Raw genomic sequence first — 25,992 nt, 5'->3', positions numbered from 1 at the left:
GCCCTAGGAGACGGTGGGCGGGCGGACGGAGCAATTGCGGCATGTTGGTATTTCGGCATGGTTTGACTGCGCGGCTGTTGGGTTTCTTGCTTCTCGTGGGCATGGTCGTGTCGCCCTGCCGGGCGGGTCCGCAGGACATGCTGGCGTTGATGCAGCGCATTACGTCGCTGGCGAAGGAGGGCCGCTACGGCGAGGCGGTGGGGCTTGCGCGAAAGCTCGTCGGTGAGGCCGAGAAGAGCGCGGGCCGGCAGTCGCCGCTGACGGCAACCACGCTGGTGGTGCTGGGTCAGTCGCTCCAGGCGCAAGGCGAGACGACGGAGGCTGAAGCCGTGCTGCGGCGGGCTCTTGCGATTCGCGAGAAGAGCCTCGGGCCCAATCATCCAGACGTCGCCGCCGTGCTCGGCACGCTCGGCCAGATCGAGCTCGGCCTGAACCGGCTGAGCGAGGCCGAGCGGGATATGTCACGCGCCATCGCCATCAACGAGAGCGTGCTGGGCTCCGACCATCTCACGACGGCCCTTGCGCGCATGCAACTCGGCAATCTCCGTCACCGTCAGATGAAGGAGACCGAGGCGCTCGACATGTTCAGTCGCGCGCTCGTGGTCTTCAGGAAGACTTCGGGGCAGGCTGACATCATGATCCCGGTGACGCTGAACAACATCGCGGAGGTCAATCGCGCGCAAGGCCGGTTGCAGCAGGCCGAAGCGAGTTTCGCCGAAGCGCTCGCGCTTCAGGAGAAGCAGCACGGCGCGGACAGCATCTATCTGACCGCGACGCTGAGCAATCTCGGCGAGCTCCGGCGTGCGCAGGGCCGGCTTCAGGACGCCGAGCAATTGGCCCGGCGGGCCCTGGCCATCAGGGAAAAGACGCTCGGGCCCGATCATTCCGACGTCGCGGCGAGCCTCAACAATCTCGCTTTGGTGTTTTCGCGAGAAGGCCGGGACGCCGAGGCCGAGGGGCTGCTGACGCGGGCGCTCGCCATTCAGGAAAAGGCTTTCGGAGCGGCGCATCCGAACGCTGCGACGGCTCTGAACAATCTTGCCGAGGCCTGGGCCCATCTCAATCGCAAGCAGGAGGCCGAGCAGATCTTGCGCAAATCGCTCGCCATACGCGAGAAGGCGCTCGGTCCCGGGCATCTCGACGTTGCCATCGCTCTCGACAATCTGGTGACCTTGCTGGCCGACGGTGATCGGTACGCCGAGGCCGAGCCGTTCGCGCGCCGCTCGCTTGCGCTGCGCGAAGCCGCCCTCGGCGCCTCTCACCCGCTGGTCGCGAACAGCCTGAACAATCTCGCCGTCATCCTGGACAGCACCGGCCGGGCGCAGGAGGCCGAGCCGCTCCTGAAACGCGCGCTGGATATCCGACTGCACGCGCTCGGCGAGACGCATCCGGACGTCGCCTCTAGCTTGGCCAATCTCGGCGCCCATTTTCTCGATTTGCAGGACTGGCCGCAGGCGCGCGCCGCATTTGCGCGGGCGGTGGCGATCCAGAGCGCTCGCCGCGTCGCGGAGTTCGGCGAAGAGGGCCGCAGCGACCTCAAGGCCCGTGAAGACACCAATCCATATCCGGGATTGATCACCGCCGCCTACAATCTCGCGCGCGCCGCCAGTGACGAGCAGAGGAGCGCCTTGCGATCGCAGGCGTTCGAGGCGGCGCAGTGGATCGGTGACGAGCAGGCCGCGCGCGCGATTACCGCGATGTCGGCCCGCATTGCCGATGGGCGCAATGATCTGGCGGCCCGCGTCCGGGAGCGGCAGGACCTCGGCACGCAGGCGGCGGCAACCGACAAGCTGCTGGTGGCGGCGATCTCGCAAGCCAATGTCGCCCGCGATGCGGCCGCAGAACAGGCGCTTCGTGCCCGGGCCTCAGCCCTCGCGGATCAGATTCGGGAGTTGGATCGTACAATCGCCGCGCAGTTTCCGGATTATGCGGCGCTGGTGACCAGGACGCCGATCGCGATCGAGGACGTCCAGAGGCAGCTTCGTCCCAATGAGGCGGTGCTGCTGTTTGCGACGACCTCGCGCGCGACGTTCGTCTGGACCGTGACGCGCTCGGATGTGCGCTGGCATGCCGCCGATCTCGGCGAGAGCCAGCTCAAGGAGACCGTCGGCGCGCTGCGCTGTGGTCTCGACGCGGAGGCATGGCTGGACAAGGCATCCACATGCCCGCAGAAGCTCGGCCGCAATGCTCCATTGGGCGCAGACGAGCCGCTGCCGTTCGATCAGGAGCGCGCCTTTGCGCTTTACCAGGCCCTGCTTGGTCCGGTTGCGCGCGACATCGACGGCAAGGAGCTGATCCTGGTGCCGTCGGGCCCACTGGCGGCGCTGCCTTTCCAGGTCCTGCTGACGGACAAGCCCGTGACGGGTGGAGACCTCGCGAAGGCCTCCTGGCTGGTCAAGCGATTTGCGACCACGGTCTTGCCGTCCGTCTCGAGCCTCAAGGCCCTGCGCCAGGTCGCCCGCAGGAGCACGGCATCGAAACCGTTCCTCGGCGTCGGCAATCCCACGCTGGACGGCGATGGCCGCAGCGAGCTTTCGATCTCGCGCGCCAGGCTGGCGCGCCAGATCCAGAGCTGCGCCGTCATCCCGACGCAGGCTACCAAGGTCGCACAACGGAGCCTGCGCGCCGTCGACGCGCTGTCGGGTGCCACGGCGGACATTGCGCAGCTCCGGCGCCAGATGCCGCTGCCGGAAACCGCGGTCGAATTATGCGCCGTGGCCGACAGCTTCGCGCCGGTCAAAGGCGATGTCGTGCTCGCCAATGATGCATCCGAGACGAGGATGAAGACGCTCAGCCAGAGCGGCGATCTCGCGAAATACCGCATCCTGCATTTTGCGACGCATGGCGCGCTGGCGGGGCAGGTGCGCGGCTCGATCGAGCCCGGGTTGATCCTGAGCCCGCCGGCGACCGCGACGCAAGCCGATGACGGCTATCTCTCCTCGTCGGAGATTTCGGGCCTCAGGCTCGATGCCGACTGGGTGATCCTGTCGGCGTGCAACACCGCCGGCGGCCAGGCTGCCAATTCCGAGGCCTTCTCCGGGCTCGCGCGAGCCTTCTTCTATGCGGGCACGCGTGCGCTGCTGGTCTCGCACTGGGCGGTCAACTCCGATGCCGCGGTTGTCATCACCACCGGCACGATCGATGCGCTCAACGCCCATCCCGACATCGGCCGCGCCGAGGCGCTGCGCCGCTCGATCTTCGTCTTGATTGCGAGGGGTGGCGCGAATGCGCAGCCCGGCATCTGGGCACCGTTCGTGCTGGTGGGCAATACCTCGATGTAGCGGCCCGATGGATCAGCGCGTCGGAGCCGGCTTGCGCTCTGCCAGCGCCGTGGCCATCGCCGAGATCAGCGGACGCATGAAATAGGCGTCTTCCGCCGGCGAAACGTCGGTGCGCAGGCCGTGAGCGGCGAGCTCGCCCGACACCGCCGGGCCGACCGACGCGATCAGCGTCCGTTCGAGACCGGCGCGCAGCTTGGCCTCGCTGCCATGCGCCTTTGCCGCCTCGATCAGGCGGCGGACCTGGCCGAGATTGGTGAGCGCGAGCGCATCGATCCGCCCCTCGGCCATGTCGTCGACGGCGGCGACGATGTTGGTATCGGCTGCGCTGGAATCGTAGACATACGGCAGCACCGTATCGATCGCGGCGCCTTGCGCGGCGATCGCGCCGGTCAGCGTGCTGTGGTCCTTGTCCGGATAGAGCTGCAGGCCGAGACGCCGTCCACTGAGGGCCAGCTTGCCCAGCATCTCGATCACGCCGTCGGTGGTCGGTTTCTCCGTGGTCTGCTGCGCCTCCAGACCGACCTCGCGCAGTGCCTTGCCGGGCTTTGGGCCCCGCGTGAATTTCCGGGTCTTGGCGAGCGCCGCAACGAGCGCGGAATCGAGCCCGCGGGCGCGGGCAAGCTTCATGATCCGCCGCAGGCCTTCGCCGGTCATCAGCACGAGGTCGTCAAGCGGCTTCTCGATGGCGCGGCGGATCCAGGCCTCGACCGGGGCCGGGTCCGGCGCATCGTGGATGGTGAACATCGGGCATTGCACGACCTCGGCGCCTTGCTCGGCCAGCAGCTTGGAAAACTGCGCCTCTTCGCGCGTTTCCAGGATCAGGATGCGGGTGCCGTTCAAACGGTCGGCCATGGGGATTCTCCGGTGGTCATTCGCAATCGTCCGTTCATCCTGACTCCACGGTTGGGATTGGCGCAAGGGCGGGGTCGGTGCTAGAGCAGGGCGCAACTCGCGGATCGTTCCGCTGCACAATCCTTCATCAAGAGCCAAGCCCGTCCATCAACATGCCCGATCATCAATATGTTCTGACCTTGTCCTGCCCGGATCGGCCCGGCATTGTCTCGGCGGTGTCGACGTTCCTCGCCCACAACGGACAGAACATTCTTGACGCCCAGCAGTTCGACGACATCGAGACCAAGAAGTTCTTCATGCGCGTCGTGTTCACCGCGGCCGATCTCGCCGTGGAACTGTCGGCGCTGCAGACCGGCTTTGCGGCGATCGCCGAGCGTTTCGGCATGGAATGGCAGATGCGCGACCGGGCCGCGCATCGCAAGGTGATGCTGCTGGTGTCGAAGTCCGACCACTGCCTGGTCGACATCCTCTATCGCTGGCGCACCGGCGAATTGCCGATGGTTCCGACTGCGATCGTGTCCAACCATCCGCGCGAGGTCTATGCCGGGCTCGATTTCGGCGGCATCCCGTTTCACCATTTGTCGGTCACCAAGGAAACCAAGCGCGAGCAGGAGGCGCAGGTCCTCGATCTCGTCGCCAAGACCGGCACCGATCTCGTCGTGCTCGCCCGCTACATGCAGATCCTGTCGGACGATCTGTCGGCGAAGCTTTCGGGGCGCTGCATCAACATCCACCACTCGTTCCTGCCGGGCTTCAAGGGCGCAAAGCCGTATCACCAGGCCCATGAGCGCGGCGTCAAGCTGATCGGCGCCACGGCCCATTACGTCACGCGCGATCTCGACGAGGGCCCGATCATCGACCAGGACGTCGAACGCATCAGTCATCGCGACACGCCGGAAGATCTCGTCCGCAAGGGCCGCGACATCGAGCGCCGCGTGCTCGCCCGCGCGATCCGCTACCATCTCGACGATCGCGTCATCCTCAACGGCCGCAAGACCGTGGTGTTCGTGGATTAGCGAATAGTGAGTGGCGAGTAGAAGGGATGGCCATTTCGCCACTCCCTATTCGCCATTCGCTCCTTAACGCACCGCGCCAGCCGACGTCGTCGCTGCCGCGCCCTTCTGCGCCTGCTCTTCCTTCTCGCGGTCCGCTGCCGGCAGCAGCCGCTTGCGTTCGCGCTCCTTCATGTAGGCTTCGTATTGCGGCGTCCCCGGTCGCGGCGGCGCATCAGCCGGCAGGCCGCCGGCCCATTGCGGGATGGAGTCGCCCATGCCGGCGGAGAGCCTCTCGTTGACCGTGCCGCAGCCTGCAAGGGTGGAAGCGAGCAGGGCGACTGCAGCGATCGAAAGCGGACGGGTGCGCATGGACATCTTTTGGGTCGTGCCCGATCGGGCCTGGATGCTGAGCGCCGGATGGCGTCAGCGGCAAACCATAGCTCTCAACCAGTAAAATTGGCCTATTCAGCGGTAGGCGAGAATGTATACATGATAGGTATTATAATACGCAAATTTTGACCTTGAAGCCCGCGTTTCAGCTGATACGGTATACATTACGTGCTTACGTTTAGTGGTTTGGGGGCAGCGTAACGAGGGGCCTCACCGCGCAGTCGTGAGATGTCCAGATTCTGCAAGTGAGAGGCGGAATCCTCCATCCACTGCATCGTGCGGCCTCCTTAGAGTGGCGCGTCAACGAGCCATCGCCACCCGGTCAGGGGCTTTTTTGTTGACAGGACCATCTTCTTTGTACAATCGTACAAATCTCTCCCGCCGACGTCGAGAGCGGGATCACGCGGCTTGCGCCGAATGGTCGCCCAACGTCCGATTGACAACGGGGTTGCAGAGGACGCCATGTGGCCGCACGGCATGGCTTGTCCGTAAGTAAAGAGCGGCAAGGACCGGGCACTCGGTCCGGCTCACAAGAACGCAGGAATGAAGGGGAGGGACATTTGATGTTCGAACGCAAGATCTTTTCGCGCGCCGCAGCAGCGGCCGCCATCGCAAGCTTCGCGGCCGTCGCGCCGGCCAAGGCCGAGGACACCGTCAAGGTCGGTCTGATCCTGCCGATGACAGGCGGCCAGGCCTCGACCGGCAAGCAGATCGAGAACGCGATCAAGCTCTACATGCAGCAGAAGGGCGACACCGTCGCCGGCAAGAAGATCGAGATCATCCTCAAGGATGACGCTGCGATTCCGGACAAGACCAAGACCGCGGCGCAGGAGCTGATCGTCAACGACAAGGTCAACTTCATCGCCGGCTTCGGCGTGACGCCGGCCGCGCTCGCGGCCGCGCCGCTGGCAACGCAGGCCAAGATCCCGGAAGTCGTGATGGCGGCCGGCACCTCGATCATCACCGAGCGCTCGCCCTATATCGTGCGCACCAGCTTCACGCTGGCGCAGTCCTCGACCATCATCGGCGACTGGGCCGTGAAGAACGGCATCAAGAAGGTTGCGACGCTGACCTCGGACTATGCGCCGGGCAATGACGCGCTCAATTTCTTCAAGCATAACTTCACCGCGGGTGGCGGCGAGGTCGTCGAAGAAGTCAAGACGCCGCTCGCCAATCCCGACTTCGCGCCGTTCCTGCAGCGCATGAAGGACGCCAAGCCCGATGCGATCTTCGTGTTCGTGCCGGCCGGCCAGGGCGGCAACTTCATGAAGCAGTATGCCGAGCGTGGCCTCGACAAGGCCGGCATCAAGGTGATCGGGCCGGGCGACGTCACCGACGACGACCTGCTCAACAACATGGGCGACGCCGTGCTCGGCACGGTCACCGCACATCTCTACTCCGCGGCGCACCCCTCGCAGATGAACAAGGATTTCGTCGCAGCCTACAAGAAGGCGTTCGGCAATCGTCCGGGCTTCATGGCGGTGAGCGGCTACGACGGCATCCACCTGATCTACGAAGCGCTGAAGAAGACGAATGGCGACACCGACGGCACCAAGCTGGTCGAAGCCATGAAGGGCCAGAAGTGGGAGAGCCCGCGCGGCCCGATCTCGATCGACCCCGAGACCCGCGACATCGTGCAGAACATCTACATCCGCAAGGTCGAGAAGGTTGACGGCGAACTTTACAACGTCGAGTTCGCGACCTTCGAGGCGGTCAAGGATCTCGGCAAGACCAAGAAGTGACGCGCGAAAGCGCGTCGTCCCGGAGCGCGCTTCGCGCGCATCCGGGATTTCGCCCCACTCCAGCGTCGTGCCCGGGCTTGTTCCGGGCATCCACGCAAAGCCCAAGAAGAGAACGGCCAGACAAGAACGTGGATGGCCGGGACAAGCCCGGCCATGACGAGACGAGTAACTCCAAGCTGACACGATGACCTCCATCCTCACCAACCTGTTCGATGGCGTTGCCTACGGCATGCTGCTGTTCGTGCTCGCTTGCGGGCTTGCGGTTACGCTCGGCTTGATGAACTTCGTCAACCTCGCGCACGGCGCCTTCGCCATGGCCGGCGGCTATGTCTGCATGGTGCTCGTCAACCGGATGGGCTGGCCGTTCTTCGCCGCGCTGCCGCTCGCCTTCGTCTCGTCGGCGGCAATCGGCATCGCGCTCGAGCGCACGCTCTACCGCCACCTCTATACGCGCAGCCATCTCGACCAGGTGCTGTTCACCATCGGTCTTACGTTCATGTCGGTCGCCGCCGTCGACTACATCCAGGGATCATCGCGCGTCTTCATCAACCTGCCGGCAGCGCTGCAGGGCCAGTTCGACCTGTTCGGCGTCGGCATCGGCCGCTACCGCCTGATGATCATCGTGATCTGCGGCCTGCTCACCATCGCTCTGCAGATGGTGCTGGCCAAGACGCGCTTCGGCAGCCGGTTGCGCGCCGCGGTCGATGATCCGCGCGCCGCGAGCGGCCTCGGCATCAACGTGCCGCAGGTGTTCGCCTTCACCTTTGCCTTTGGCTGCGGACTCGCCGGTCTCGGCGGTGCGCTGAGTGCCGAGATCCTTGGCCTCGACCCGTATTTCCCGTTGAAGTTCATGATCTACTTCCTGATCGTGGTGACCGTCGGCGGCTCCTCCTCGATAACAGGCCCGTTCCTGGCCTCGCTGCTGCTCGGCATTGGCGACGTCGCCGGCAAATATTACGTGCCGAAGATGGGCCCCTTCGTGATCTACACCATGATGATCGTGATCCTGATCTGGCGCCCGAACGGCCTGTTCGGCCGCACGGCCGCGCGTTGAGTTTGCCGATGAGCGCTGCTTCCGACGTCGGATATCACGCCCAGCGCCAGGCACGCTGGACTTACGGAGAAGCCGCCTTCTGGCTGATCGTGCTGGCCTGTGGCTTCGTCTTTCCCACGCGCTATCTGATCATGACCGACATCCTGCGGCTCGCGTTGTTCGCGATGTCGCTCGATCTCATCCTCGGCTATGCCGGCATCGTCTCGCTCGGCCACGCCGCCTTCTTCGGCGTCGGTGCCTATGCGGCGGGGCTTCTCGCGCTGCACGGGATCATCAACGAGCCCGTGCTCGCGTTGATCGTCGCCGGCCTTGCCGCAATGGTGCTCGGCTTTGCCACCAGCTTCCTTGTGATCCGCGGCGTCGACCTGACGCGCCTGATGGTGACACTCGGCATCGCGTTGCTGCTGGAAGCACTCGCCGAACGCTTCTCCAACATCACCGGTGGCACCGACGGCCTGCAGGGCATCGAGATGCAGCCGATCTTCGGCCAGATTCCGTTCGACATGTTCGGCAAGGCTGGCTTCTTCTATTCGCTGGCTGTCCTGTTCCTGTTGTTCCTGTTCGCCCGCCGCGTCGTGCATTCGCCGTTCGGCCTGTCTCTGCGCGCGATCAAGAATAATCCGCTGCGGGCAGCGGCGATAGGTATCCCCGTCAACCGCCGCCTGATCGCCATCTACACGCTGGCGGCCTTCTATGCCGGCATTGCGGGCGCGCTGTTCACCCAGACCACGGCGATCGCCTCGCTCGACGTCTTCGCCTTCGAACGTTCGGCGGACCTGATGCTGGTGCTCGTCATCGGCGGCACCGGCTATCTTTATGGCGGGCTGATCGGCGCGGTGATCTTCCGCATGCTCCAGGAATTGTTCTCCACCATCACCCCGCAATATTGGCAGTTCTGGATCGGCCTCGTGCTGGTTCTGATCGTGTTGATCGGCCGCCAGCGCCTGCATCGTTGGGTGCTGTACGTGCCCAACCTGGTCATCAGGCAGGTTGCGGGACGTAAAGCGGTCGTTGCCGTGCCGGAGAGCGATTCATGACCATCGCGCTCGAAACCCAAAATCTCGAAAAGCAGTTCGGCGGCCTGCGCGTCACTCGCGATCTGTCCTTGAGGATCGAGCAGGGTGCCCGCCACGCGCTGATCGGTCCGAACGGCGCCGGCAAGACCACGGTGATCAACCAGCTCACCGGCGTACTCAAGCCGAACTCGGGGCGCATCCTGCTCGAAGGCCAGGACATCACCGATCTGCCCGTCCACAAGCGCGTGCTGCGCGGCCTGTCGCGCACCTTCCAGATCAACCAGCTCTATCCCGACCTGACCCCGCTCGAAACCATCGGCCTTGCCGTTTCCGAGCGTCTCGGCCATGGCGGCGACTGGTGGCGGCGGATGGGGACGCGCAGCGACGTCAATGGCGAGATCGCCGATCTGCTCTCGCGCTTCCACTTGCTCGACGTCATGAACGAGCAGACGGTGACGTTGCCATACGGCAAGCAGCGCCTGCTCGAGATCGCGGTCGCGATTGCGGCCAAGCCCCGCGTGTTGTTGCTCGACGAGCCCGCTGCCGGCGTGCCCGAGAGCGAGCGTCACGATATTCTCGCCGTGGTCGGCGCGCTGCCGCGCGACGTCACCGTGCTCTTGATCGAGCACGACATGGACCTCGTCTTCTCCTTCGCCGACCGCATCTCGGTGCTGGTCTCTGGCGCGCTGCTGACCGAAGGCCCGCCCGAGCAGGTCGCGCGCGATCCGCAGGTCAAGGCGGTCTATCTCGGCGAGGAGGCGGTCAATGTCTGACCTGCTCGCGATCGAGGCATTGCGCGCCGGGTATGGCGAGGCGGTGGTGCTGCCCAACATGTCCTTGCGGCTCGCCGAGGGGCAGGTGCTGGCGCTGCTCGGCCGCAACGGCACCGGCAAGACCACGCTGATCAACTCCATCGTTGGCGTCACGCGCCGCTTCTCCGGCTCGGTCGCGCTCGCCGGCACCGACGTCACGAGCCTGCGGCCCGACCAGCGCGCGCGCGCCGGCATCGGCTGGGTGCCGCAGGAGCGCAATATCTTTCGTTCCCTCACGGTCGAGGAGAACATGACCGCGGTGGCGCAGCCTGGCCCCTGGACGGTCGAGAGGGTCTACGAGATGTTCCCGCGGCTGAAGGAGCGGCGGAGCAATTTTGGCAACCAGCTCTCCGGCGGCGAGCAGCAGATGCTGGCGATCGGCCGCGCGCTGACCTTGAACCCGAAAGTGCTGCTGCTTGACGAGCCGACCGAAGGCCTTGCCCCGATCATCGTCGAGGAGCTCTTGAAGGCGATCGGGACCATCACCCGGGCGGGCGGCATCTGTTCGATCATCGTCGAGCAGAATGCACAAAAGATTCTGGGGCTCGCCGACCGCGTTGTGATATTGGAGCGCGGAACGATCGTCCACGACGCTCCGAGCGCCGCGCTGAAGGCCGACCCTTCGGTCCTGGAACGCCATCTCGGCGTCGCCGGGGCGGCGGCCCACTAAACTAAAATGTCCAGGGAGTAAGACATGCAGCGAACCAAAGCCCCCTTCCGCGCCGACGAGGTCGGCAGCCTCCTGCGTCCGGCCAAGATCAAGGAAGCCCGCAGCCGGCTCGAGAAGGGCGAGATCTCGGCTGACGATCTGCGCAAGATCGAGGACATGGAGATCGAGAAGGTCGTGCACAAGCAGGCCTCGGTTGGCTTGAAGCTCGCGACCGACGGCGAATTCCGCCGCTCCTGGTGGCATTTCGACTTCCTGGCCAAGCTCACGGGATGCGAGCTGTTCCATCCTGACGCCGGCATCCAGTTCGCGGGCGTGCAGACCCGTCACGATGCGGTGCGCGTGATCGACAAGCTCGACTTCCCCGCCGATCACCCGATGCTCGACCACTTCCGCTTCCTGAAGAAGGTCGCCGATCAGGCCCACGTCACCGCCAAGATGACGATCCCGTCGCCCGCGGTGCTGCACTTCCGCGGCGGCCGCAAGTCGATCTCCAAGGACGTCTATCCCGATCTCGAGGCCTTCTACGAGGATCTCGGCAAGACTTATCGCAAAGCCGTCAAGGCGTTCTACGACGCTGGCTGTCGTTATCTGCAGTTCGACGACACCGTGTGGGCATACCTCTGCTCGCAGGAGGAATTGCAGAAGGCGCGCGAGCGCGGCGACAATCCGGACGGCCTGCAGCAGATCTATGCACGCATCATCAACTACGCGCTGGCCGAGAAGCCCGCCGACATGGTGGTGACGACGCATGTGTGTCGCGGCAATTTCCGTTCGACCTGGATTTCCTCGGGCGGCTACGAGCCGGTGGCCGAAACCATGCTCGCCGGCACCAATTACGATGGCTACTTCCTGGAATATGACAGCGATCGCGCCGGCGGCTTCGAGCCGCTGCGCTTCCTGCCCAAGGGCAACAAGGTCGTCGTGGTCGGCGTCATCACCTCGAAGTTCGGCGAGCTCGAGAAGAAGGACGACATCAAGCGCCGCCTCGAGGAAGCCGCCAAGTTCGCGCCGCTGGAGCAGCTCGCGCTCTCTCCGCAATGCGGGTTCGCCTCGACCGAGGAGGGCAACATCCTCTCCGAGGAAGAGCAGTGGGCCAAGCTCAGCCTCGCGGTCGAGATCGCCAAGGAAGTGTGGGGCCAGTAAGCCTCGCATTGTCGCTTGCGTAGAGGCGAGGCCTCTCCACACACTCACTGTCGTTCCCCGCGAAGGCGGGGAATCCAGTACGCCGCGGCCGCTCGATAAGGCGCGGCCGTCACGGAGTCCTGGATCGCCCGATCAAAGTCGGGCGACGACACCGGGCAGGTGGCTGATAGCTCCGCGATCCTGGACGTCACGACGCAAAAGCCCGCCCTCACTTCTCCGCCAGATACACCTCGCCCAGCAGCGACGAGTTCGACCACGGCACCTGCTTGTTCTTCGTGGACGAGACCACCTCCGCTCGCACCCGCGTCAGCATCTGCTGTACCTCCAGCCCTGGCGTGCCGATATGGCGGGACAACGCGGCGGAGAACGGCGAGTTGGCGCCTTCGCCGTCGAGCGCGACCTGGCCCGGCGCGGTCGCGAAGGCGATCAGCGTGCCGGCTCCCAATGTCGCGCCGCTACCGAGGCTGGTCGGAGCTGCGAGGCCCGAGGCGCCTTCGATGCCGCGATTGGTGCCGGCGCTTGCCACCTGCTGCGCCATCGGATTGTTGCGGCAGGCATCGAAGATCAGGATGTTGGTGCGCACCTGGTCGTCGAGGCCGGCCATGATCGTGTCCATGTCGATCATCGCGTCCGTCATGGCCGTGCCCGGCTTGAGCGCGACGTCGACGGGAATGAGATAGTTGCGGCCGTCGACCTGCACGCCATGGCCGGCATAATAGACCACCGCGACCTGCGCCCGGGCCGCCTCGCGCAGGAAGTCGCGCGTCATCTTCTGCATCGCGGCACGGTCCAGATCGATACCCTCCGACACGGTGAAACCGATGTCGCGCAGGCTTCTGGCGACGGCGCGCGCGTCGTTGGCTGGATTGGGCAGCGCCTTGACATGCGCATAGGCGCCGTTGCCGATGATCAGCGCCATGCGGGCGCCGCGAATGGCCGGAGTGGGCGAGGCGGCCGGTGCCGCGCCGGTCTGCTGCGCGGCAGGAGTCATCGCCGGTTGCGGCGTCGGTGAGGGCGCATCGCGCGGGATCGGGGCGCTCGCGTCCGTCACCAGCGACAGCCGCACCTTGGCAGTGGCCTGGTTGGCCTTGCTGCCGGCGTCGGACGCCACGATCGCCAGTGTCGCGTTGTAGTCGTCGCGCGCGCGGGCGTAGTCACCCTTGGCTTCATAGGCCAGCGCGCGGTGTGTGTAGCCTGAGATCAGCACGCTGTTCGGCGGCGTCATGATGTTGGCCGGCAACTTGTCCCTGGCGAGCCGGATCGCCTCGCTGCCATCGGCGATGGCGCGATCGAGATCGCCCTTGGCGCGCCAGATCGCGGTGCGGTTGATCAGCGGCTGCGGCAGCGACGGATCAAGCCGGATCGCCTGGTTGATGTCGGCGAGCGCACCGTCGAGATCGCCGAGTGCCTGCTTCGAGATGCCGCGGTTCTGGAACGAGAACGCCGATTTCGGATCGGCCTTGATCGCCATGTCGTAGTCGGCAATGGCCTTGGCGTAGTCGTGCTTGCCACGCCAGGCGTTGCCGCGATTGTGGAAGATGGTGCCGCTGGGCGGTCCGAGCTTCAGCGCGTCGTCGAAATCGCTGATCGCGATCTCGTAGTCGCCCTTGTCGTAATAGGCCGACCCCCTGAGATTGTAGGCCGCCTGGCTCGGATGGAGCCGGATCGCTTCGGTGGCGTCCGTGATGACCTTGGAATAGTCGCCCTTCTTGTTCCAGCCGACCGCGCGCCAGAAATGGATCGTCGCAAGCTGCTCGCCCCGAAACACCTTCAACGCGATGATCTTGTTGCAGGCATCGATCATCTTGTCGGCCGGCGTCGTGTCGGTGGTGCAGAGCGGCCCAAGCTGGTTGCGTGCCTGCGCGCCCGCGGGCGCGGACCACAGGAATGCTGTGAGCAGAGTGAGCGCGACGAGCAGGCGGCGCATGGCGATGGCTCCGTCAGAGGAGAAGCGCCTGTTTGTTGCCCGGCGGGCCGGCGGGGTTCATCCGCCCGCGGCGGCGCGAACAGGGCGGGAGAAGCCCAGATGCCCTATTCCCTCGGTGGGCAGATTTTGCTAGGGAATGCGTCCCACTCCGTCTGCCCACCGCATCCCATCCATGAAGAACGACGAAATCCTGAGCCAGATCACGGAGTTCTGCCGCACGGCGGACATGGCGGAATCGACGTTCGGCCGGCGCGCGGTGAACGATGGCAAGCTGGTGCATCGCCTGCGCGAGGGCAAGCGCATCACCATCGACACGCTGGAGCGGATCCAGGCCTATATCGCGGCATCGACGACCGGTGGCCTGCCGCCGCCGCGGGGGCTTCAGGTGCCGCCGGAAAAGCGGGATCCGCGCGGCAATTTCCGCTTTTTCGAGAACCGGCAGAAATACCTGCTGTTCGTCCACACCTGCAGCGAGAAACGGGTGGTCGCGGACCGGGTGGCGCTGGAGCTCGCCTCGATCCATCCGCGCCCTCCCGCGCTGCGCATCTTCGACGCCGGCGTCGGCGACGGCACGGTGCTGGCGCGGGTGCTGCGCGCAACGCACCAGCGCTATCCTCACATGCCGTTCTACGTCGCCGGCAAGGAGCTCAGCCTCGAGGACCTGCGCCTGACGCTGGAGAAGGTGCCGGACCGCATTTTCGAGCATCCGGCGTCGGTGTTCGTCTTCACCAACATGTTCTACTCGGAAGCGCCCTGGCTCACGCCGGCATCGCCCGCGGCGGCGGCAGCGACCGTCTGGCACGAGGTCCCGCTGCGGGGCGCCTCGTCGGGCGAGTTCGAGCAGCAGATCGCTGAGCTCCGGCCCTTCCTGGAGCAGAACTGGCGCGCCGCGATCAGCCCGCGCACCGCCATGCCGCTTTACGAGCGGCCCGTCGTTCTGGTGCTGTATCGCGAGGATCACAGGTTCCTGCTGGATTCGACCATTCCTCGGCCCGGCCAGACCGAAGCCAATTTCGACCTCGTCATCGCGTCCCAGCCCTACCGCGCTTTGTCCTCGGTCAACTTCCGGGCCAAGCGGATCATCGCACCGCTGGCGCGGGCGCTGCGGCCGGGCGGGCGGCTGATCGGGATCCACTCCCATGGCCAGGATCCAGGCATGGAAATGATCCAGGCGATCTGGCCCGGAGAAAATCCTTTCGCGGTGAGCCGTCATGAGCTATTGCGCGCCGTTAAGTATGAACTGGGATCGGTGGGCCGCGACTTAAATTTTAATGCATATGCGGATAACCGCTCGATCTTCAGGTATGATATGGAAGCGCTGCCCAACGAGGTGACCGGGACGATCGGAACCTCGACGGCCTTTGCAGCGTGGAATGCGGCGGTGTATGTCGCTCAGATTGAGGACGACCGGTTGACGGAAATGACTCAAAACGGCCGCACTCTGGATGCCGCCAGGGACGTGCTGCGAAAGTACAATGGGCTCTGGTTTCTCGACGAATCCTACGTCATCTCGCGCCGGCGTGATTGACATCTCCACAGGTAAACATCGCAAACGCCCGCCGGCTTAGCGGCGGAACAAGGGGTTACTGATGCGCGCGTCCTATCTCTTTACCAGCGAGTCCGTGTCCGAGGGTCATCCGGACAAGGTCTGCGACCGCATTTCCGACGAGATCGTCGATCTGTTCTACCGCGAAGGGCCGAAGGCCGGCATCGACCCCTGGCAGATCCGCGCCGCCTGCGAGACGCTCGCGACCACCAACAAGGTGGTGATCGCGGGTGAGACCCGCGGTCCGAAGTCGGTGACCAACGAGCAGATCGAGGGCGTCGTCCGCGGCGCGATCAAGGACATCGGCTATGAGCAGGAAGGCTTCCACTGGAAGACCTGCGACATCGAGATCCTGCTGCATCCGCAGTCGGCCGACATCGCCCAGGGCGTCGATGCGCTGCAGCCGGGCGAGGTCAAGGAAGAGGGCGCGGGCGACCAGGGCATCATGTTCGGTTACGCCACCAACGAGACGCCCGATCTGATGCCGGCGCCGATCTTCTACGCCCACAAGATCCTCCGCCTGATCTCCGAAGCGCGCCACTCCGGTAAGGAGAAGGTGCTCGGACCGGACTCCAAGAGCCAGGTCACCGTGCAGTACGAGAACGGCAAGCCGGTCGGCGTGCGCGAGATCGTGGTCTCGCACCAGCATCTGGTCGAGGACATCTCGTCCAAGCAGATCCGCGACATCGTCGAGCCCTATGTGCGCGAGGCGCTGCCGAAGGACTGGATCACGCCGAAGACGATCTGGCACATCAACCCGACCGGCAAGTTCTTCATCGGCGGTCCCGACGGCGATTCCGGCCTGACCGGCCGCAAGATCATCGTCGACACCTATGGTGGCGCGGCCCCGCATGGCGGCGGCGCGTTCTCCGGCAAGGATCCGACCAAGGTCGACCGCTCGGCGGCTTATGCAGCGCGCTACGTCGCCAAGAACATCGTCGCGGCCGGTCTTGCCGACCGCTGCACGCTGCAGCTCGCCTACGCCATCGGCGTGGCGCGTCCGCTGTCGATCTACATCGACACCCACGGCACCGGTAAGGTGCCGGAGGAGCAGCTCGAGAAGGCCGCGGCGCAGGCGATGGATCTGACGCCCCGCGGCATCCGCACCCATCTCGACCTCAATCGTCCGATCTACGCGCGCACCTCGGCCTATGGCCATTTCGGCCGCACGCCCGACAATGAGGGCGGCTTCTCCTGGGAGAAGACCGACCTCGTCGAGCAGCTCAAGCGCGCGCTCTAAGTCACTTGCGTCATTCCGGGGCGCCGCGACGGCGGCGAGCCCGGAATGACGAGCCAAACAGACAGGAACCCCCTATGAACGCGAAGCCCGGCTTCACCGATTACATCGTCAAGGACATTTCGCTCGCCGATTTCGGCCGCAAGGAGCTCTCGCTGGCCGAGACCGAGATGCCCGGCCTGATGGCCACCCGCGAGGAGTACGGCCCGAAGCAGCCGCTGAAGGGCGCCCGCATCGCCGGCTCGCTGCACATGACGATCCAGACCGGCGTGCTGATCGAGACGCTGGCCGCGCTCGGCGCCGACATTCGCTGGGTCTCCTGCAATATCTATTCGACGCAGGACCATGCTGCCGCCGCGATCGCGGCCGCCGGCATTCCAGTCTTCGCCGTCAAGGGCGAGACGCTGACCGAATACTGGGACTACACCGCAAAGCTGTTCGACTGGCACGGCGGCGGTCACCCGAACATGATCCTCGATGACGGCGGCGATGCCACCATGTACGTCCATCTCGGTCTGCGCGCCGAGAAGGGCGATACCGCCTTCCTCGACAAGCCCGGTTCGGAAGAAGAGGAAGTCTTCTTCGCGCTGCTGAAGAAGCAGCTCAAGGAGAAGCCGAAGGGCTACTTCGCCGCGATTGCCGAGAGCATCAAGGGTGTGTCCGAAGAGACCACGACGGGCGTGCACCGTCTCTACGACATGCAGAAGGCGGGCACGCTGCTGTGGCCGGCGATCAACGTCAACGACAGCGTCACCAAGTCGAAGTTCGACAACCTCTATGGCTGCCGTGAATCGCTGGTCGACGGCATCCGCCGCGGCACCGACGTGATGATGTCGGGCAAGGTCGCGATGGTCGCCGGCTTCGGCGACGTCGGCAAGGGCTCGGCCGCATCGCTGCGCCAGGCCGGTTGCCGCGTGATGGTGTCGGAAGTCGATCCGATCTGCGCGCTGCAGGCGGCGATGGAAGGCTACGAGGTCGTGACCATGGAAGACGCCGCGCCCCGCGCCGACATCTTCGTCACCGCGACCGGCAACAAGGACATTATCACCATCGAGCACATGCGCGCGATGAAGGATCGTGCCATCGTCTGCAACATCGGCCACTTCGACAACGAGATCCAGATCGCGGGTCTGCGTAACCTGAAGTGGACCAACATCAAGCCGCAGGTCGACGAGATCGAATTCCCCGACAAGCACCGCATCATCATGCTGTCGGAAGGCCGCCTCGTGAACCTCGGCAACGCGATGGGCCATCCGTCCTTCGTGATGTCGGCGTCGTTCACCAACCAGACGCTGGCGCAGATCGAGCTGTTCGCCAACAACAAGGACGGCAAGTACAAGAAGGAAGTCTACGTGCTGCCCAAGACCCTCGACGAGAAGGTCGCCCGCCTGCACCTCGCCAAGATCGGCGTCAAGCTCACCGAGCTCCGCAAGGACCAGGCCGACTACATCGGCGTCAAGCAGGAAGGCCCGTACAAGTCGGATCATTACCGCTACTGAGACGCAGCGTCCTGAACGCTGACGAGACTGAAATCGTCGAATCGACAATGGCCGGGCGCAAGCCCGGCCATTGCTCTATGCGGGGCCCGCAGGCGGCAAGCCGGTCAAGATTGCTTCTTTTGGTCGGGCCCGGTGCCACGCAATTGCACGAATTTTTGCAGCGTATCGAACCAGAATGGCGCGCCGAACAGCGCGGCCATCGCGCTGATGAGCCATCCCGGGATGACGAAGGCCCAGTTCAGGCCCGTGAAGAAATTGCCAAGGGCGCCGTTGCTCCAGCCGAAAGGCAGCTTGAGCTGTTCCAATTGCGCAAGTGCCTGTTGCGCAGTCGCGCCAGGCTGAGGCGAAATACCCTTGAGCAACATCGGCTGATCCCAGAGCGTCGCGGCAATCTTGACCGTGTCGATATTCAACGCGACCGCGACAACGAAAGCGATGATGAGCGACCATAGTTGTGTCTTGCGCTTGTACGAGCCCGAGACCCGCTCCATGCTTTGATCGAACCAGGAGGCGATCTCATCGCGAACCTGACTGAAATTGCCGTTCGTGCGGTCGACGATTCCGTTGAGAACGTCCTTCAGTTGCTGATCCTGAACCGTGCTTATGCTCGCTTTCAGCTCGGTGAGCGTCTGGGCGGGGTTGAGGTTGACCACGTCGGTCAGGGCGGACGCAAACAGCTTCGGATCGATGTAGGACGGCTTGATCGGCGGACTGGTGCCAGCGGTTGCAGTGCCACTCGAAAGACTGTTCACCAGGCCGTGGTTGTAGATGTCCACTGCCAGCCCAGTGAAGTTCTGATCGTTCAAGAGTTTCTTGACGCCTTCGAACAGTGTGTTCGCCCGCCAGGACATGGCCGAGGACAGTGCCTCCGTGACCGTACTGGCGATCAGGCTGACGGTCAGAAAAGTGAAAATCAGGCCAATCGCGATATCCAACACGTTGCTGCCAAACATGAAGCCCCCCAACAGATTATGACTGAAAATCAAAGACTGTGCGTAGGCAAAAAGACCACCTATAGTAGTCGGCGCTACGGGACCGTCAACACTGCCCTCCCTTGCGTGGCTGCGCTATTATGTCATCTGATGTGCTATCGGCGCCGTCGAGGAGAAACGTCATGGCAAACCATTTCGACGTGCTGATCGTCGGTGCCGGCCTGTCCGGCATCGGCGCGGGCTATCATCTCCAGACCAAATGCCCGGGCAAAAGCTACGTCATTCTGGAGGGCCGCGACTGCATCGGCGGCACCTGGGACCTCTTCCGCTATCCCGGCATCCGCTCCGACAGCGACATGTTCACGCTCGGCTATTCCTTCAAGCCGTGGACCGATCCGAAGGCGATCGCGGACGGGCCGCAGATCCTGAACTATGTGCGCGAGACCGCGACCGAGAACGGCATCGACAAGCACATCCGCTTGCGCCATCGCGTCAAGCGCGCGTCGTGGTCGACGCCAGACGCGCGCTGGACGGTGGAAGCCGAGCGCATCACGGGCGAGGGCGCGAGCGAGCTGGTGCGCTTCACCTGCAATTTTCTCTTCATGTGCTCGGGCTATTACAAATACGAGGCGGGCTACACGCCGGAGTTCAAGGGCGCCAGTGATTTCGCGGGCCGCATCGTGCACCCGCAGAAATGGACCGAGGACATCGACTATGCCGGAAAACGCGTCGTCGTGATCGGCTCGGGCGCCACCGCGGTGACGCTGGTGCCGGAGCTCGCCAAGAAGGCCGCACAGGTCACCATGCTGCAGCGCTCGCCGACCTATGTGGTGTCGCGGCCGGCGCAGGATCCCGTCGCCAACAAATTGCGCCGCAATCTGCCGGCGCGGCTGGCCTATCATTTGATCCGCTGGCGCAACGTGATGTGGGGGATGTTCTTCTTCCAGCTCAGCCGGCGACGGCCGGACAAGGTGAAGAACCTGATCCTCGGCGGGGTGCGGATGGCGCTCGGCCCCGATTACGATGTCGCGACCCATTTCACGCCGCGCTACAATCCCTGGGACCAGCGGCTGTGCCTCGTGCCCGATGGCGACCTGTTCAAGGCGATCCGCGAGCAGCGCGCCAGCGTCGTGACCAACGAGATCGACACGTTCACACACGACGGCATCCGCCTGAAGGACGGAAGCGAGCTTGCGGCCGACATCATCGTGACCGCGACCGGGCTGGTGCTCCAGGTCGTCGGCGGCCTCGAGGTCAGTGTCGACGGCCGGGTCGTCGATTTCGCCAAGACGTTGACCTACAAGGGCATGATGTATGCCGACGTGCCGAACATGGCCTCGGCCTTCGGCTACACCAACGCGTCCTGGACGCTGAAATGCGATCTCACCTGCGAATATGTCTGCCGTCTCATCAACTACATGGACCGGCACAATTTCCGCCAGTGCATGCCGCACAATGACGACCCCGCCATCACCGCGCAGCCTTCGCTCGATTTCACCTCGGGCTATGTGCAGCGCTCGGTGGCCAAGATGCCGAAGCAGGGCTCCAAGCAGCCGTGGCGGCTGTATCAGAACTACGCGCTCGACATCGTCACCTTGCGCTTCGGCCGCATCGACGATGGCGTGATGCGATACTCCTGACGGTTGTGACCCGGACGGTTAACGCCGGATTTACGGATCAGTCCTAGCCTGTCTCGGCCGGGGTTACTCGCAAGGCCGAGGTAAGCCCAATGGAAGCCCAGAGAATCGCAGTCGACGCCGTCGTCGCGCTGACCGATTGCGACCGCGACGCCGTCGTCGCCTTCATCCGCCGTCTCTATCAGGCTGGCGTCACCGACCCCAAGCGCCTGACCTTCAAGGGCCTCCAGGCGCTGTCCCGGACCTGATTTGGCTCGATCGGCCGGCGCCAGGTTCCTTCGTCCGCTCTCTCCAGTGTGAACGCAACCCAACGGTGAGCATCTTGTCGCGCCCGTTCGGCCGGAGTAGATGACGTCCCCGGCTGGGTTCACTGGGGAACGGGGAAATGTTGAAACAGCTTTTTGCGCCGCAACTCGTCATTCTTTATGTGCTGGCGGCCTCGACGATTTACGTCCACTTCCGCGGCAGGCAGCGGCTGCGCTTTGCGCGCCAGCTCGGCGATCACTCGACCTATCTGGCACCCTACAATGTGCTGATGTATGCGGGCTCGGCGGTGCCGAACAAGCCGGTGATCTCGGTCGAGCAGTTTCCGGAGCTGAAGCCGCTGAGCGAGAATTGGGAGACCATCCGCGACGAGGCCGTGCGCCTGTTCGACGAGGGTTTCATTCGCGCCGCCGCCAAGAATAACGACTGGGGCTTCTACTCGTTCTTCAAGAGCGGCTGGAAGCGGTTTTACCTGAAATGGTACGATGACTTCCTGCCCTCGGCGAACACGCTGTGCCCGAAGACGGTGGAGCTGCTCAAGTCGATCCCGAGCGTGCATGGCGCGATGTTCGCGATGCTGCCGCCGGGCGGCAAGCTCGGCGCGCACCGCGATCCCTTCGCCGGCTCGCTGCGCTATCACCTTGGCCTGGTCACGCCGAACTCGAACAAGTGCCGCATCCTGGTCGACGGCGTCGAATGCGTCTGGCGCGACGGCGAGGCCTTCATGTTCGACGAGACCTTCATCCACAGCGCCGAGAATGCGACCGACGTCAATCGCATCATCCTGTTCTGCGACGTCGAGCGCCCGATGAAGTTCGGCTTCATGACCGCGATCAACCGCTGGGTCAGCCATCACATCGTCAAGGCGTCGGCGACCCAGAACGTCGAGGGTGAGAATGTCGGCGTGCTCAACAAGGTGTTCGGCAAGCTCTACGAGATCCATCTTGCGAGCCGCAAGGTCAAGGAGTGGAACCGCAACGTCTACTACACGCTGAAATACTCGCTGACGGCGCTGATCCTCGGCCTCATCGTATATTCGGCACTGAATTGAAGCGCTGCAGGAGGGCGGATCAGCATAGCTTGGTTCGCCCTTGCATCGTGCCGATATGGAGTTCTTTGCCTATCTTGCCGTGATCGCCTGATCTCGATCGGCATTGTCTAATGATGGTGCTTGTGCCCTGCGTGGCTGTCGGGACGCTGATAGCCCCGTAACTCTGCATATCGCTGCATCTGGCTCTGATCGAGCAAGGCAGCGGTCGACAAATGATATTTGAGGTGGCTCTCGCGGAGCTGCCCTTGCGTTTCGGCAATGGCTCCGATGCTCGTCTTGAGCGTTTCCGATGTGATCGCACGGGAGGCGAAAAGGTCTTCCAGCGCTCTTTCTTGTTCGACGAGCTTGTTACCCAGCAGAACGGTTTCCTGTTTCATGGCATCGAACAACCGCCGGACCTCGGCGCGTTGATCGGCGGTCAAGGCGAGGCGATCGCCGAGCTCGAGCACGTGGCTGGGACCGGGATATCCATTAAGCTCCGCGGCAAGAGCCAGGCCCATGCCACGTCCGGCGCGAAGATCGTCGATCTGCTGCTGCGACAGCGTCTTGATGGAGCGCCCTTCCAGACCGGCATAGGGTTGGCTGGACTGTGCGCTGGCTGCGCTGCCGGTGAGGAGGAGAGCGGCAGCAAGCAGAAGGAGGCGGTTCATGACTCTGGCTCCATCAAATCGAGCCAGCCGATGTCGAAGCATCAGAGCCGGCTGCGAGTTACCCCTATCGCGATCGAGTGATCCCGGAGCTAAATCTTGCTGGATGGCCCGGCTCATGGCAACAAAGATTGCCGTGATTGAGTTGTCGAATGTGGAGCAGGTGATGGCCTCCTTGCCGACCGCGAATACCGAGATCGTGCAATTCTTCCGCGCCTGGCTTGAGACCTTCGCCGGCTATGTCCGCGAGGTCGACTACGCCTCGGCGCGGCCGCTTTTTCATCCGGACGTGCTGGCCTTCGGCACGCACAACGATGTCATCCCCGGCCTCGATCAATGGGTCTCGACGCAATGGGACAATGTCTGGCCGAAGACGGCCGACTTCCGTTTCGTGCTCGACCAGACCTCGATCCTGGCATCGCCCGACGGCACGATGGCCACGGTGATCGCGCCGTGGACAAGCACGGGCTATCATCCCGATGGCAACCCATTTCCGCGCCCGGGCCGGGCGACGATGGTGTTTTCAAGAGAGGGCGATAGTTGGCTGTGCGTGCATTCGCACATGTCGCTCAACCGCGGTGTGCCGCAGGCAAGCTATGCCAACCGGCCGGTGAAGGCCTGGTAGCGTGTAAGACGGATTAGCGCAGCGTAATCCGCCTTACAGTCGAACAGCAATCGGCGTTACCGATGGCCGCGAGGGTGGCGGATTACGCTATCGCTAATCCGCCCTACGCTCCGAGATTACTCGGGCTGGCCGATGCTGACCTTCAGCGTGCCGACGCCGTCGACGCCGCATTCGAGCTTGTCGCCGGGCTGGAGCTGGGACACGCCGGCCGGGGTGCCGGTCATGATGATGTCGCCGGCGGCAAGCTTCACCTGCTGCGAGAGCTGCCAGATGATCTCTGGCACGTTCCAGATCAGCTCGGTGAGGTCGCCCTTCTGGGCTTCCTTGCCGTTGACCGTGAGCCAGATCTTGCCCTTGGCGGGATGGCCGATCTTGGAGGCCGGCTGGATCGCGGAGCACGGGGCGGAGCCGTCGAACGACTTGCCGATCTCCCACGGGCGCTCCTTCTTGCGCGAGGCGATCTGGAGGTCGCGGCGGGTGAGGTCGATGCCGACCGCGTAGCCGTAGACGTGATCGAGCGCCTTGTCGGCTGGGATGTTGAGGCCGCCGCTCTTCATCGCGACGATCAGCTCGACCTCGTGATGCAGATCCTTGGTCAGCGGCGGATAGGGAATCGTGGCGCCGTCGGGCACCAGCATGTCGGCGTGCTTGGCGAAGAAGAACGGCGGGGCGCGCTCGTCATTGCCCATCTCGCGGATGTGCTCGAGATAGTTGCGGCCGACGCACCAGATGCGGCGCACGGGATAACGGCCGCTTTCCCCGACGACGGGAAGCGAAGCCTGGGGCGGAAGCGGGATGACGTAGGAGGCGGCGTTCATGAAGCGGGTCTCGCTGCTCTTGAGGTGGAACGAACTCTATGCGGTTGCGCTGATCGGCGCCAGGGCGCCGGAATCGTGGTGTTGCAGGCGGAAGAACGAGGCATAGCGGCCGCCGCGGCGGAGCAGCTCTTCGTGCCGGCCCTGCTCGACGATCTCGCCGCCCTCGACCACCAGGATCCTGTCTGCGTGCATGATGGTGTGCAGGCGGTGCGCGATCACGATGGTGGTGCGGTTCTGGCAGAGATGCTCGATCGCCTCCTGCACCTGCCGCTCAGACTCCGAATCGAGCGCGGCGGTGGCTTCGTCCAGGAGGATGATCGGCGCGTTCTTGATCAGTGCACGCGCAACCGCAATGCGCTGGCGCTGGCCGCCGGACAGTTGCGTGCCGTGCTCGCCGACCGGCGTGTCGTAGCCGAGCGGGAAGCCCATGATGAAATCATGCGCGCAGGCCGCCTTCGCCGCCTCGATGATCTCGTCCTCGCTCGCGCCCGGCTTGCCGAAGGCGATGTTGTTGCGGATGGTGTCGCGGAACAGATAAACGTCCTGGCCGACATAAGCGGTCTGCGACCGCAGCGACTTGCGCGAGACCGCGCCGATCGATTGGCCGTCGATCACGATGTCGCCCTGCGTCACCTCGTGGAAGCGCAAGAGCAATGCCAGCACGGTCGACTTGCCGCCGCCGGACGGCCCGACCAGCGCCGTGACCTTGCCGGGCTCGGCCACGAAGCTCATGCGGTTGAGCACGGTCTCGCCGCTGCGGTAGGCGAAGCTGACGTCGCGCAGCTCGATCCGCGCCTCGGAGAGCTTCAGCGGCGGCTTGTCGTCGTCGGAATGCTCGCTCGCCGGGCTATCGACGATCTCGAGCAGCATGCGCGCGCCGACGAGCTGGCTGTTCAAATCGATGTTGAGCCGCGCCAGCCGCTTGGCCGGCTCGGTCGCCATCAGGAAGGCGGTCATGAAGGAGAAGAACGCGCCGGGCGTGGCGTTGAGCGCGACCACGCTGTAGCCGCCGTACATCAGGCAGCCGGCGACCGCGAAGCCGCCGAGCATCTCCATCAACGGATTGGAGCGGTTGGCGACGCGCGCCATCTTGTTGGCATTGCGCTCGACGATCGCGATGTTCTCGTCGATGCGCTTCTGCATGGTCTCTTCCAGCGTGAACGCCTTCACGGTGCGGATGCCCTGCAGCGACTCCTGCATCGTCTCCATGATGTCGGCGGTGCCGGTGAACTGGTTGAAGGCGAGGCCCTTGATGCGCTTGACGAGCTTGCGCAGCACCAGCATCGCCGGCGGCACCACGACGAGACCGATGAACGACATCACGGGGTCCTGCCACACCATCACGCCGATCATGGCGAGCAGCATCAACAGGTCGCGCCCGATGGCGTTGACCAGCATGTTGAGCACGTCGGTGATCGACTTGGCGCCGGCGGTCAGCCGCGCCAGGAATTCGGAGGAATGGCGCTCGGAGAAGAAGCCGACGCTCTCGCGCATCAGTTTTGCGAACAGCTGGCGCTGGTTGGTGGCGAGGATGGCGTTCGAGATCTTGGTCAGGATCACCATGTGGCCGTAGGTCGCCACGCCCTTGATGAAGAGCAGCAGCACCGTGATCCCGGAGAACATCGCGATGCCCGGGATGTTCTTGTCGACATAGGCCTGGTTGATGACCTGGCCGAGCACGTAGGTCGCGCCCGCAGTCGCGCCCGCGGCCGCCGCCATCAGCGCGAAGGCAACGAGGTAGCGCCGCCAGTAGACGATCCCCTGTTCCGTGGCCAGGCGGCGCACGAGGGCCATCGCCGCATAGGGATCGTCGGTGATTTTCTTTGGAAACTGGGCCATCCGGTGTCCATTGAC

Annotated in this window: 22 protein-coding genes; 15 read left to right on the top strand and 7 right to left on the bottom strand. The window is 64.3% G+C overall.

Annotation, left to right across the window (positions count from 1 at the left end):
* The first annotated feature begins 77 nt into the window (after positions 1-77).
* Positions 78-3,281 carry a CHAT domain-containing tetratricopeptide repeat protein gene (locus tag AC0WRY_RS24460; protein WP_491121361.1) on the top strand — a complete coding sequence of 1,068 codons (3,204 nt, stop codon included), beginning with the start codon at positions 78-80 and terminating at the stop codon, positions 3,279-3,281.
* A 12-nt stretch (positions 3,282-3,293) separates the two neighbouring features.
* On the opposite strand, the gene AC0WRY_RS24455 is transcribed toward AC0WRY_RS24460, so the two are convergent.
* Entirely contained in the window at positions 3,294-4,133 is an 840-nt protein-coding gene (locus tag AC0WRY_RS24455; RefSeq protein WP_491121359.1) for a uroporphyrinogen-III synthase, read from the bottom strand.
* Between the two features lie 152 nt (positions 4,134-4,285).
* Between AC0WRY_RS24455 and purU the strand changes: the two genes are divergently transcribed.
* The gene (purU, locus tag AC0WRY_RS24450; protein WP_491121357.1) at positions 4,286-5,149 is read left to right on the top strand and encodes a formyltetrahydrofolate deformylase; all 864 of its coding nucleotides are present in this window, start codon (positions 4,286-4,288) and stop codon (positions 5,147-5,149) included.
* 63 nt (positions 5,150-5,212) lie between these two features.
* Here purU and AC0WRY_RS24445 read toward each other — a convergent pair whose 3' ends face one another.
* On the bottom strand, positions 5,213-5,503 hold the full coding sequence (locus AC0WRY_RS24445; protein ID WP_211419814.1) for a hypothetical protein: 291 nt from the start codon (positions 5,501-5,503) through the stop codon (positions 5,213-5,215).
* Positions 5,504-6,081: 578 nt separating this feature from the next.
* Between AC0WRY_RS24445 and AC0WRY_RS24440 the strand changes: the two genes are divergently transcribed.
* The 6 genes from AC0WRY_RS24440 (at position 6,082) to AC0WRY_RS24415 (ending at position 11,955) form a co-directional block, all read left to right on the top strand.
* Positions 6,082-7,260: an ABC transporter substrate-binding protein gene (locus AC0WRY_RS24440; RefSeq protein ID WP_491121355.1), complete on the top strand. Its 1,179-nt coding sequence runs from the start codon at positions 6,082-6,084 to the stop codon at positions 7,258-7,260.
* A 184-nt stretch (positions 7,261-7,444) separates the two neighbouring features.
* Positions 7,445-8,314, top strand: coding sequence for a branched-chain amino acid ABC transporter permease (locus tag AC0WRY_RS24435; RefSeq protein WP_028143352.1), 870 nt, complete (start codon positions 7,445-7,447; stop codon positions 8,312-8,314).
* Positions 8,315-8,322: 8 nt separating this feature from the next.
* Positions 8,323-9,351: a branched-chain amino acid ABC transporter permease gene (locus tag AC0WRY_RS24430; protein WP_211419812.1), complete on the top strand. Its 1,029-nt coding sequence runs from the start codon at positions 8,323-8,325 to the stop codon at positions 9,349-9,351.
* Positions 9,348-10,103 carry an ABC transporter ATP-binding protein gene (locus AC0WRY_RS24425; protein ID WP_128918270.1) on the top strand — a complete coding sequence of 252 codons (756 nt, stop codon included), beginning with the start codon at positions 9,348-9,350 and terminating at the stop codon, positions 10,101-10,103. The genes AC0WRY_RS24430 and AC0WRY_RS24425 overlap by 4 nt, the downstream gene beginning before the upstream one ends.
* On the top strand, positions 10,096-10,812 hold the full coding sequence (locus AC0WRY_RS24420) for an ABC transporter ATP-binding protein (protein ID WP_194403340.1): 717 nt from the start codon (positions 10,096-10,098) through the stop codon (positions 10,810-10,812). The genes AC0WRY_RS24425 and AC0WRY_RS24420 overlap by 8 nt, the downstream gene beginning before the upstream one ends.
* A 24-nt stretch (positions 10,813-10,836) precedes the next feature.
* A complete protein-coding gene (locus AC0WRY_RS24415) occupies positions 10,837-11,955 on the top strand; it encodes a cobalamin-independent methionine synthase II family protein (RefSeq protein ID WP_211419811.1) in 1,119 nt (372 codons plus the stop codon).
* A 208-nt stretch (positions 11,956-12,163) separates the two neighbouring features.
* Here AC0WRY_RS24415 and AC0WRY_RS24410 read toward each other — a convergent pair whose 3' ends face one another.
* Positions 12,164-13,882, bottom strand: a complete 1,719-nt coding sequence (locus AC0WRY_RS24410; RefSeq protein WP_491121351.1) for a caspase family protein — start codon at positions 13,880-13,882, stop codon at positions 12,164-12,166.
* A gap of 172 nt (positions 13,883-14,054) precedes the next feature.
* On the opposite strand from AC0WRY_RS24410, the gene AC0WRY_RS24405 reads away from it, so the two are divergent.
* From AC0WRY_RS24405 to ahcY, 3 genes are all read left to right on the top strand, one after another.
* A complete protein-coding gene (locus tag AC0WRY_RS24405; RefSeq protein WP_194403337.1) occupies positions 14,055-15,410 on the top strand; it encodes a hypothetical protein in 1,356 nt (451 codons plus the stop codon).
* A 61-nt stretch (positions 15,411-15,471) separates the two neighbouring features.
* Complete coding sequence (gene metK, locus AC0WRY_RS24400) at positions 15,472-16,668, top strand: methionine adenosyltransferase (protein ID WP_097664730.1); 1,197 nt, start codon at positions 15,472-15,474, stop codon at positions 16,666-16,668.
* A 74-nt stretch (positions 16,669-16,742) separates the two neighbouring features.
* A complete protein-coding gene (gene ahcY / locus AC0WRY_RS24395) occupies positions 16,743-18,164 on the top strand; it encodes an adenosylhomocysteinase (protein WP_211419808.1) in 1,422 nt (473 codons plus the stop codon).
* A 104-nt stretch (positions 18,165-18,268) separates the two neighbouring features.
* Here the strand turns inward: ahcY and AC0WRY_RS24390 are convergent, their stop codons facing one another.
* Complete coding sequence (locus AC0WRY_RS24390; protein WP_491121348.1) at positions 18,269-19,117, bottom strand: hypothetical protein; 849 nt, start codon at positions 19,115-19,117, stop codon at positions 18,269-18,271.
* Positions 19,118-19,278: 161 nt separating this feature from the next.
* Here AC0WRY_RS24390 and AC0WRY_RS24385 point away from each other — a divergent pair, with 161 nt between their 5' ends.
* The 3 genes from AC0WRY_RS24385 (at position 19,279) to AC0WRY_RS24375 (ending at position 22,048) form a co-directional block, all read left to right on the top strand.
* Positions 19,279-20,736 carry a flavin-containing monooxygenase gene (locus AC0WRY_RS24385; RefSeq protein WP_491121346.1) on the top strand — a complete coding sequence of 486 codons (1,458 nt, stop codon included), beginning with the start codon at positions 19,279-19,281 and terminating at the stop codon, positions 20,734-20,736.
* Positions 20,737-20,825: 89 nt separating this feature from the next.
* The gene (locus AC0WRY_RS24380) at positions 20,826-20,981 is read left to right on the top strand and encodes a hypothetical protein (RefSeq protein ID WP_194403332.1); all 156 of its coding nucleotides are present in this window, start codon (positions 20,826-20,828) and stop codon (positions 20,979-20,981) included.
* Between the two features lie 137 nt (positions 20,982-21,118).
* The gene (locus AC0WRY_RS24375; protein ID WP_491121344.1) at positions 21,119-22,048 is read left to right on the top strand and encodes an aspartyl/asparaginyl beta-hydroxylase domain-containing protein; all 930 of its coding nucleotides are present in this window, start codon (positions 21,119-21,121) and stop codon (positions 22,046-22,048) included.
* A 107-nt stretch (positions 22,049-22,155) separates the two neighbouring features.
* On the opposite strand, the gene AC0WRY_RS24370 is transcribed toward AC0WRY_RS24375, so the two are convergent.
* The gene (locus tag AC0WRY_RS24370; RefSeq protein WP_491121342.1) at positions 22,156-22,698 is read right to left on the bottom strand and encodes a Spy/CpxP family protein refolding chaperone; all 543 of its coding nucleotides are present in this window, start codon (positions 22,696-22,698) and stop codon (positions 22,156-22,158) included.
* Positions 22,699-22,861: 163 nt separating this feature from the next.
* On the opposite strand from AC0WRY_RS24370, the gene AC0WRY_RS24365 reads away from it, so the two are divergent.
* Complete coding sequence (locus AC0WRY_RS24365; RefSeq protein ID WP_491123498.1) at positions 22,862-23,320, top strand: YybH family protein; 459 nt, start codon at positions 22,862-22,864, stop codon at positions 23,318-23,320.
* Positions 23,321-23,436: 116 nt separating this feature from the next.
* Here AC0WRY_RS24365 and AC0WRY_RS24360 read toward each other — a convergent pair whose 3' ends face one another.
* Positions 23,437-24,138: a fumarylacetoacetate hydrolase family protein gene (locus tag AC0WRY_RS24360; protein WP_028137558.1), complete on the bottom strand. Its 702-nt coding sequence runs from the start codon at positions 24,136-24,138 to the stop codon at positions 23,437-23,439.
* A 36-nt stretch (positions 24,139-24,174) separates the two neighbouring features.
* Entirely contained in the window at positions 24,175-25,977 is a 1,803-nt protein-coding gene (locus AC0WRY_RS24355; protein ID WP_491121340.1) for an ABC transporter ATP-binding protein, read from the bottom strand.
* Between the last annotated feature and the right edge of the window lie 15 nt (positions 25,978-25,992).

This window comes from Bradyrhizobium sp. T-12, from assembly GCF_058314695.1.
This window is presented reverse-complemented; position numbering and strand designations above follow the sequence as displayed.

Excerpts from the sequence above, each read along its gene's own strand:
- AC0WRY_RS24410 (WP_491121351.1), bottom strand. The coding sequence starts at position 13,882 with ATGCGCCGCCTGCTCGTCGCGCTCACTCTGCTCACAGCATTCCTGTGG.
- AC0WRY_RS24420 (WP_194403340.1), top strand. The coding sequence starts at position 10,096 with ATGTCTGACCTGCTCGCGATCGAGGCATTGCGCGCCGGGTATGGCGAG.
- AC0WRY_RS24375 (WP_491121344.1), top strand. The coding sequence starts at position 21,119 with ATGTTGAAACAGCTTTTTGCGCCGCAACTCGTCATTCTTTATGTGCTG.
- AC0WRY_RS24355 (WP_491121340.1), bottom strand. The coding sequence starts at position 25,977 with ATGGCCCAGTTTCCAAAGAAAATCACCGACGATCCCTATGCGGCGATG.
- AC0WRY_RS24380 (WP_194403332.1), top strand. The coding sequence starts at position 20,826 with ATGGAAGCCCAGAGAATCGCAGTCGACGCCGTCGTCGCGCTGACCGAT.
- AC0WRY_RS24385 (WP_491121346.1), top strand. The coding sequence starts at position 19,279 with ATGGCAAACCATTTCGACGTGCTGATCGTCGGTGCCGGCCTGTCCGGC.
- AC0WRY_RS24425 (WP_128918270.1), top strand. The coding sequence starts at position 9,348 with ATGACCATCGCGCTCGAAACCCAAAATCTCGAAAAGCAGTTCGGCGGC.
- AC0WRY_RS24435 (WP_028143352.1), top strand. The coding sequence starts at position 7,445 with ATGACCTCCATCCTCACCAACCTGTTCGATGGCGTTGCCTACGGCATG.
- AC0WRY_RS24365 (WP_491123498.1), top strand. The coding sequence starts at position 22,862 with ATGGCCTCCTTGCCGACCGCGAATACCGAGATCGTGCAATTCTTCCGC.
- AC0WRY_RS24390 (WP_491121348.1), bottom strand. The coding sequence starts at position 19,117 with ATGTTTGGCAGCAACGTGTTGGATATCGCGATTGGCCTGATTTTCACT.
- AC0WRY_RS24440 (WP_491121355.1), top strand. The coding sequence starts at position 6,082 with ATGTTCGAACGCAAGATCTTTTCGCGCGCCGCAGCAGCGGCCGCCATC.
- AC0WRY_RS24360 (WP_028137558.1), bottom strand. The coding sequence starts at position 24,138 with ATGAACGCCGCCTCCTACGTCATCCCGCTTCCGCCCCAGGCTTCGCTT.
- purU (WP_491121357.1), top strand. The coding sequence starts at position 4,286 with ATGCCCGATCATCAATATGTTCTGACCTTGTCCTGCCCGGATCGGCCC.
- AC0WRY_RS24370 (WP_491121342.1), bottom strand. The coding sequence starts at position 22,698 with ATGAACCGCCTCCTTCTGCTTGCTGCCGCTCTCCTCCTCACCGGCAGC.
- AC0WRY_RS24455 (WP_491121359.1), bottom strand. The coding sequence starts at position 4,133 with ATGGCCGACCGTTTGAACGGCACCCGCATCCTGATCCTGGAAACGCGC.
- ahcY (WP_211419808.1), top strand. The coding sequence starts at position 16,743 with ATGAACGCGAAGCCCGGCTTCACCGATTACATCGTCAAGGACATTTCG.
- AC0WRY_RS24405 (WP_194403337.1), top strand. The coding sequence starts at position 14,055 with ATGAAGAACGACGAAATCCTGAGCCAGATCACGGAGTTCTGCCGCACG.
- AC0WRY_RS24415 (WP_211419811.1), top strand. The coding sequence starts at position 10,837 with ATGCAGCGAACCAAAGCCCCCTTCCGCGCCGACGAGGTCGGCAGCCTC.
- AC0WRY_RS24445 (WP_211419814.1), bottom strand. The coding sequence starts at position 5,503 with ATGTCCATGCGCACCCGTCCGCTTTCGATCGCTGCAGTCGCCCTGCTC.
- metK (WP_097664730.1), top strand. The coding sequence starts at position 15,472 with ATGCGCGCGTCCTATCTCTTTACCAGCGAGTCCGTGTCCGAGGGTCAT.
- AC0WRY_RS24430 (WP_211419812.1), top strand. The coding sequence starts at position 8,323 with ATGAGCGCTGCTTCCGACGTCGGATATCACGCCCAGCGCCAGGCACGC.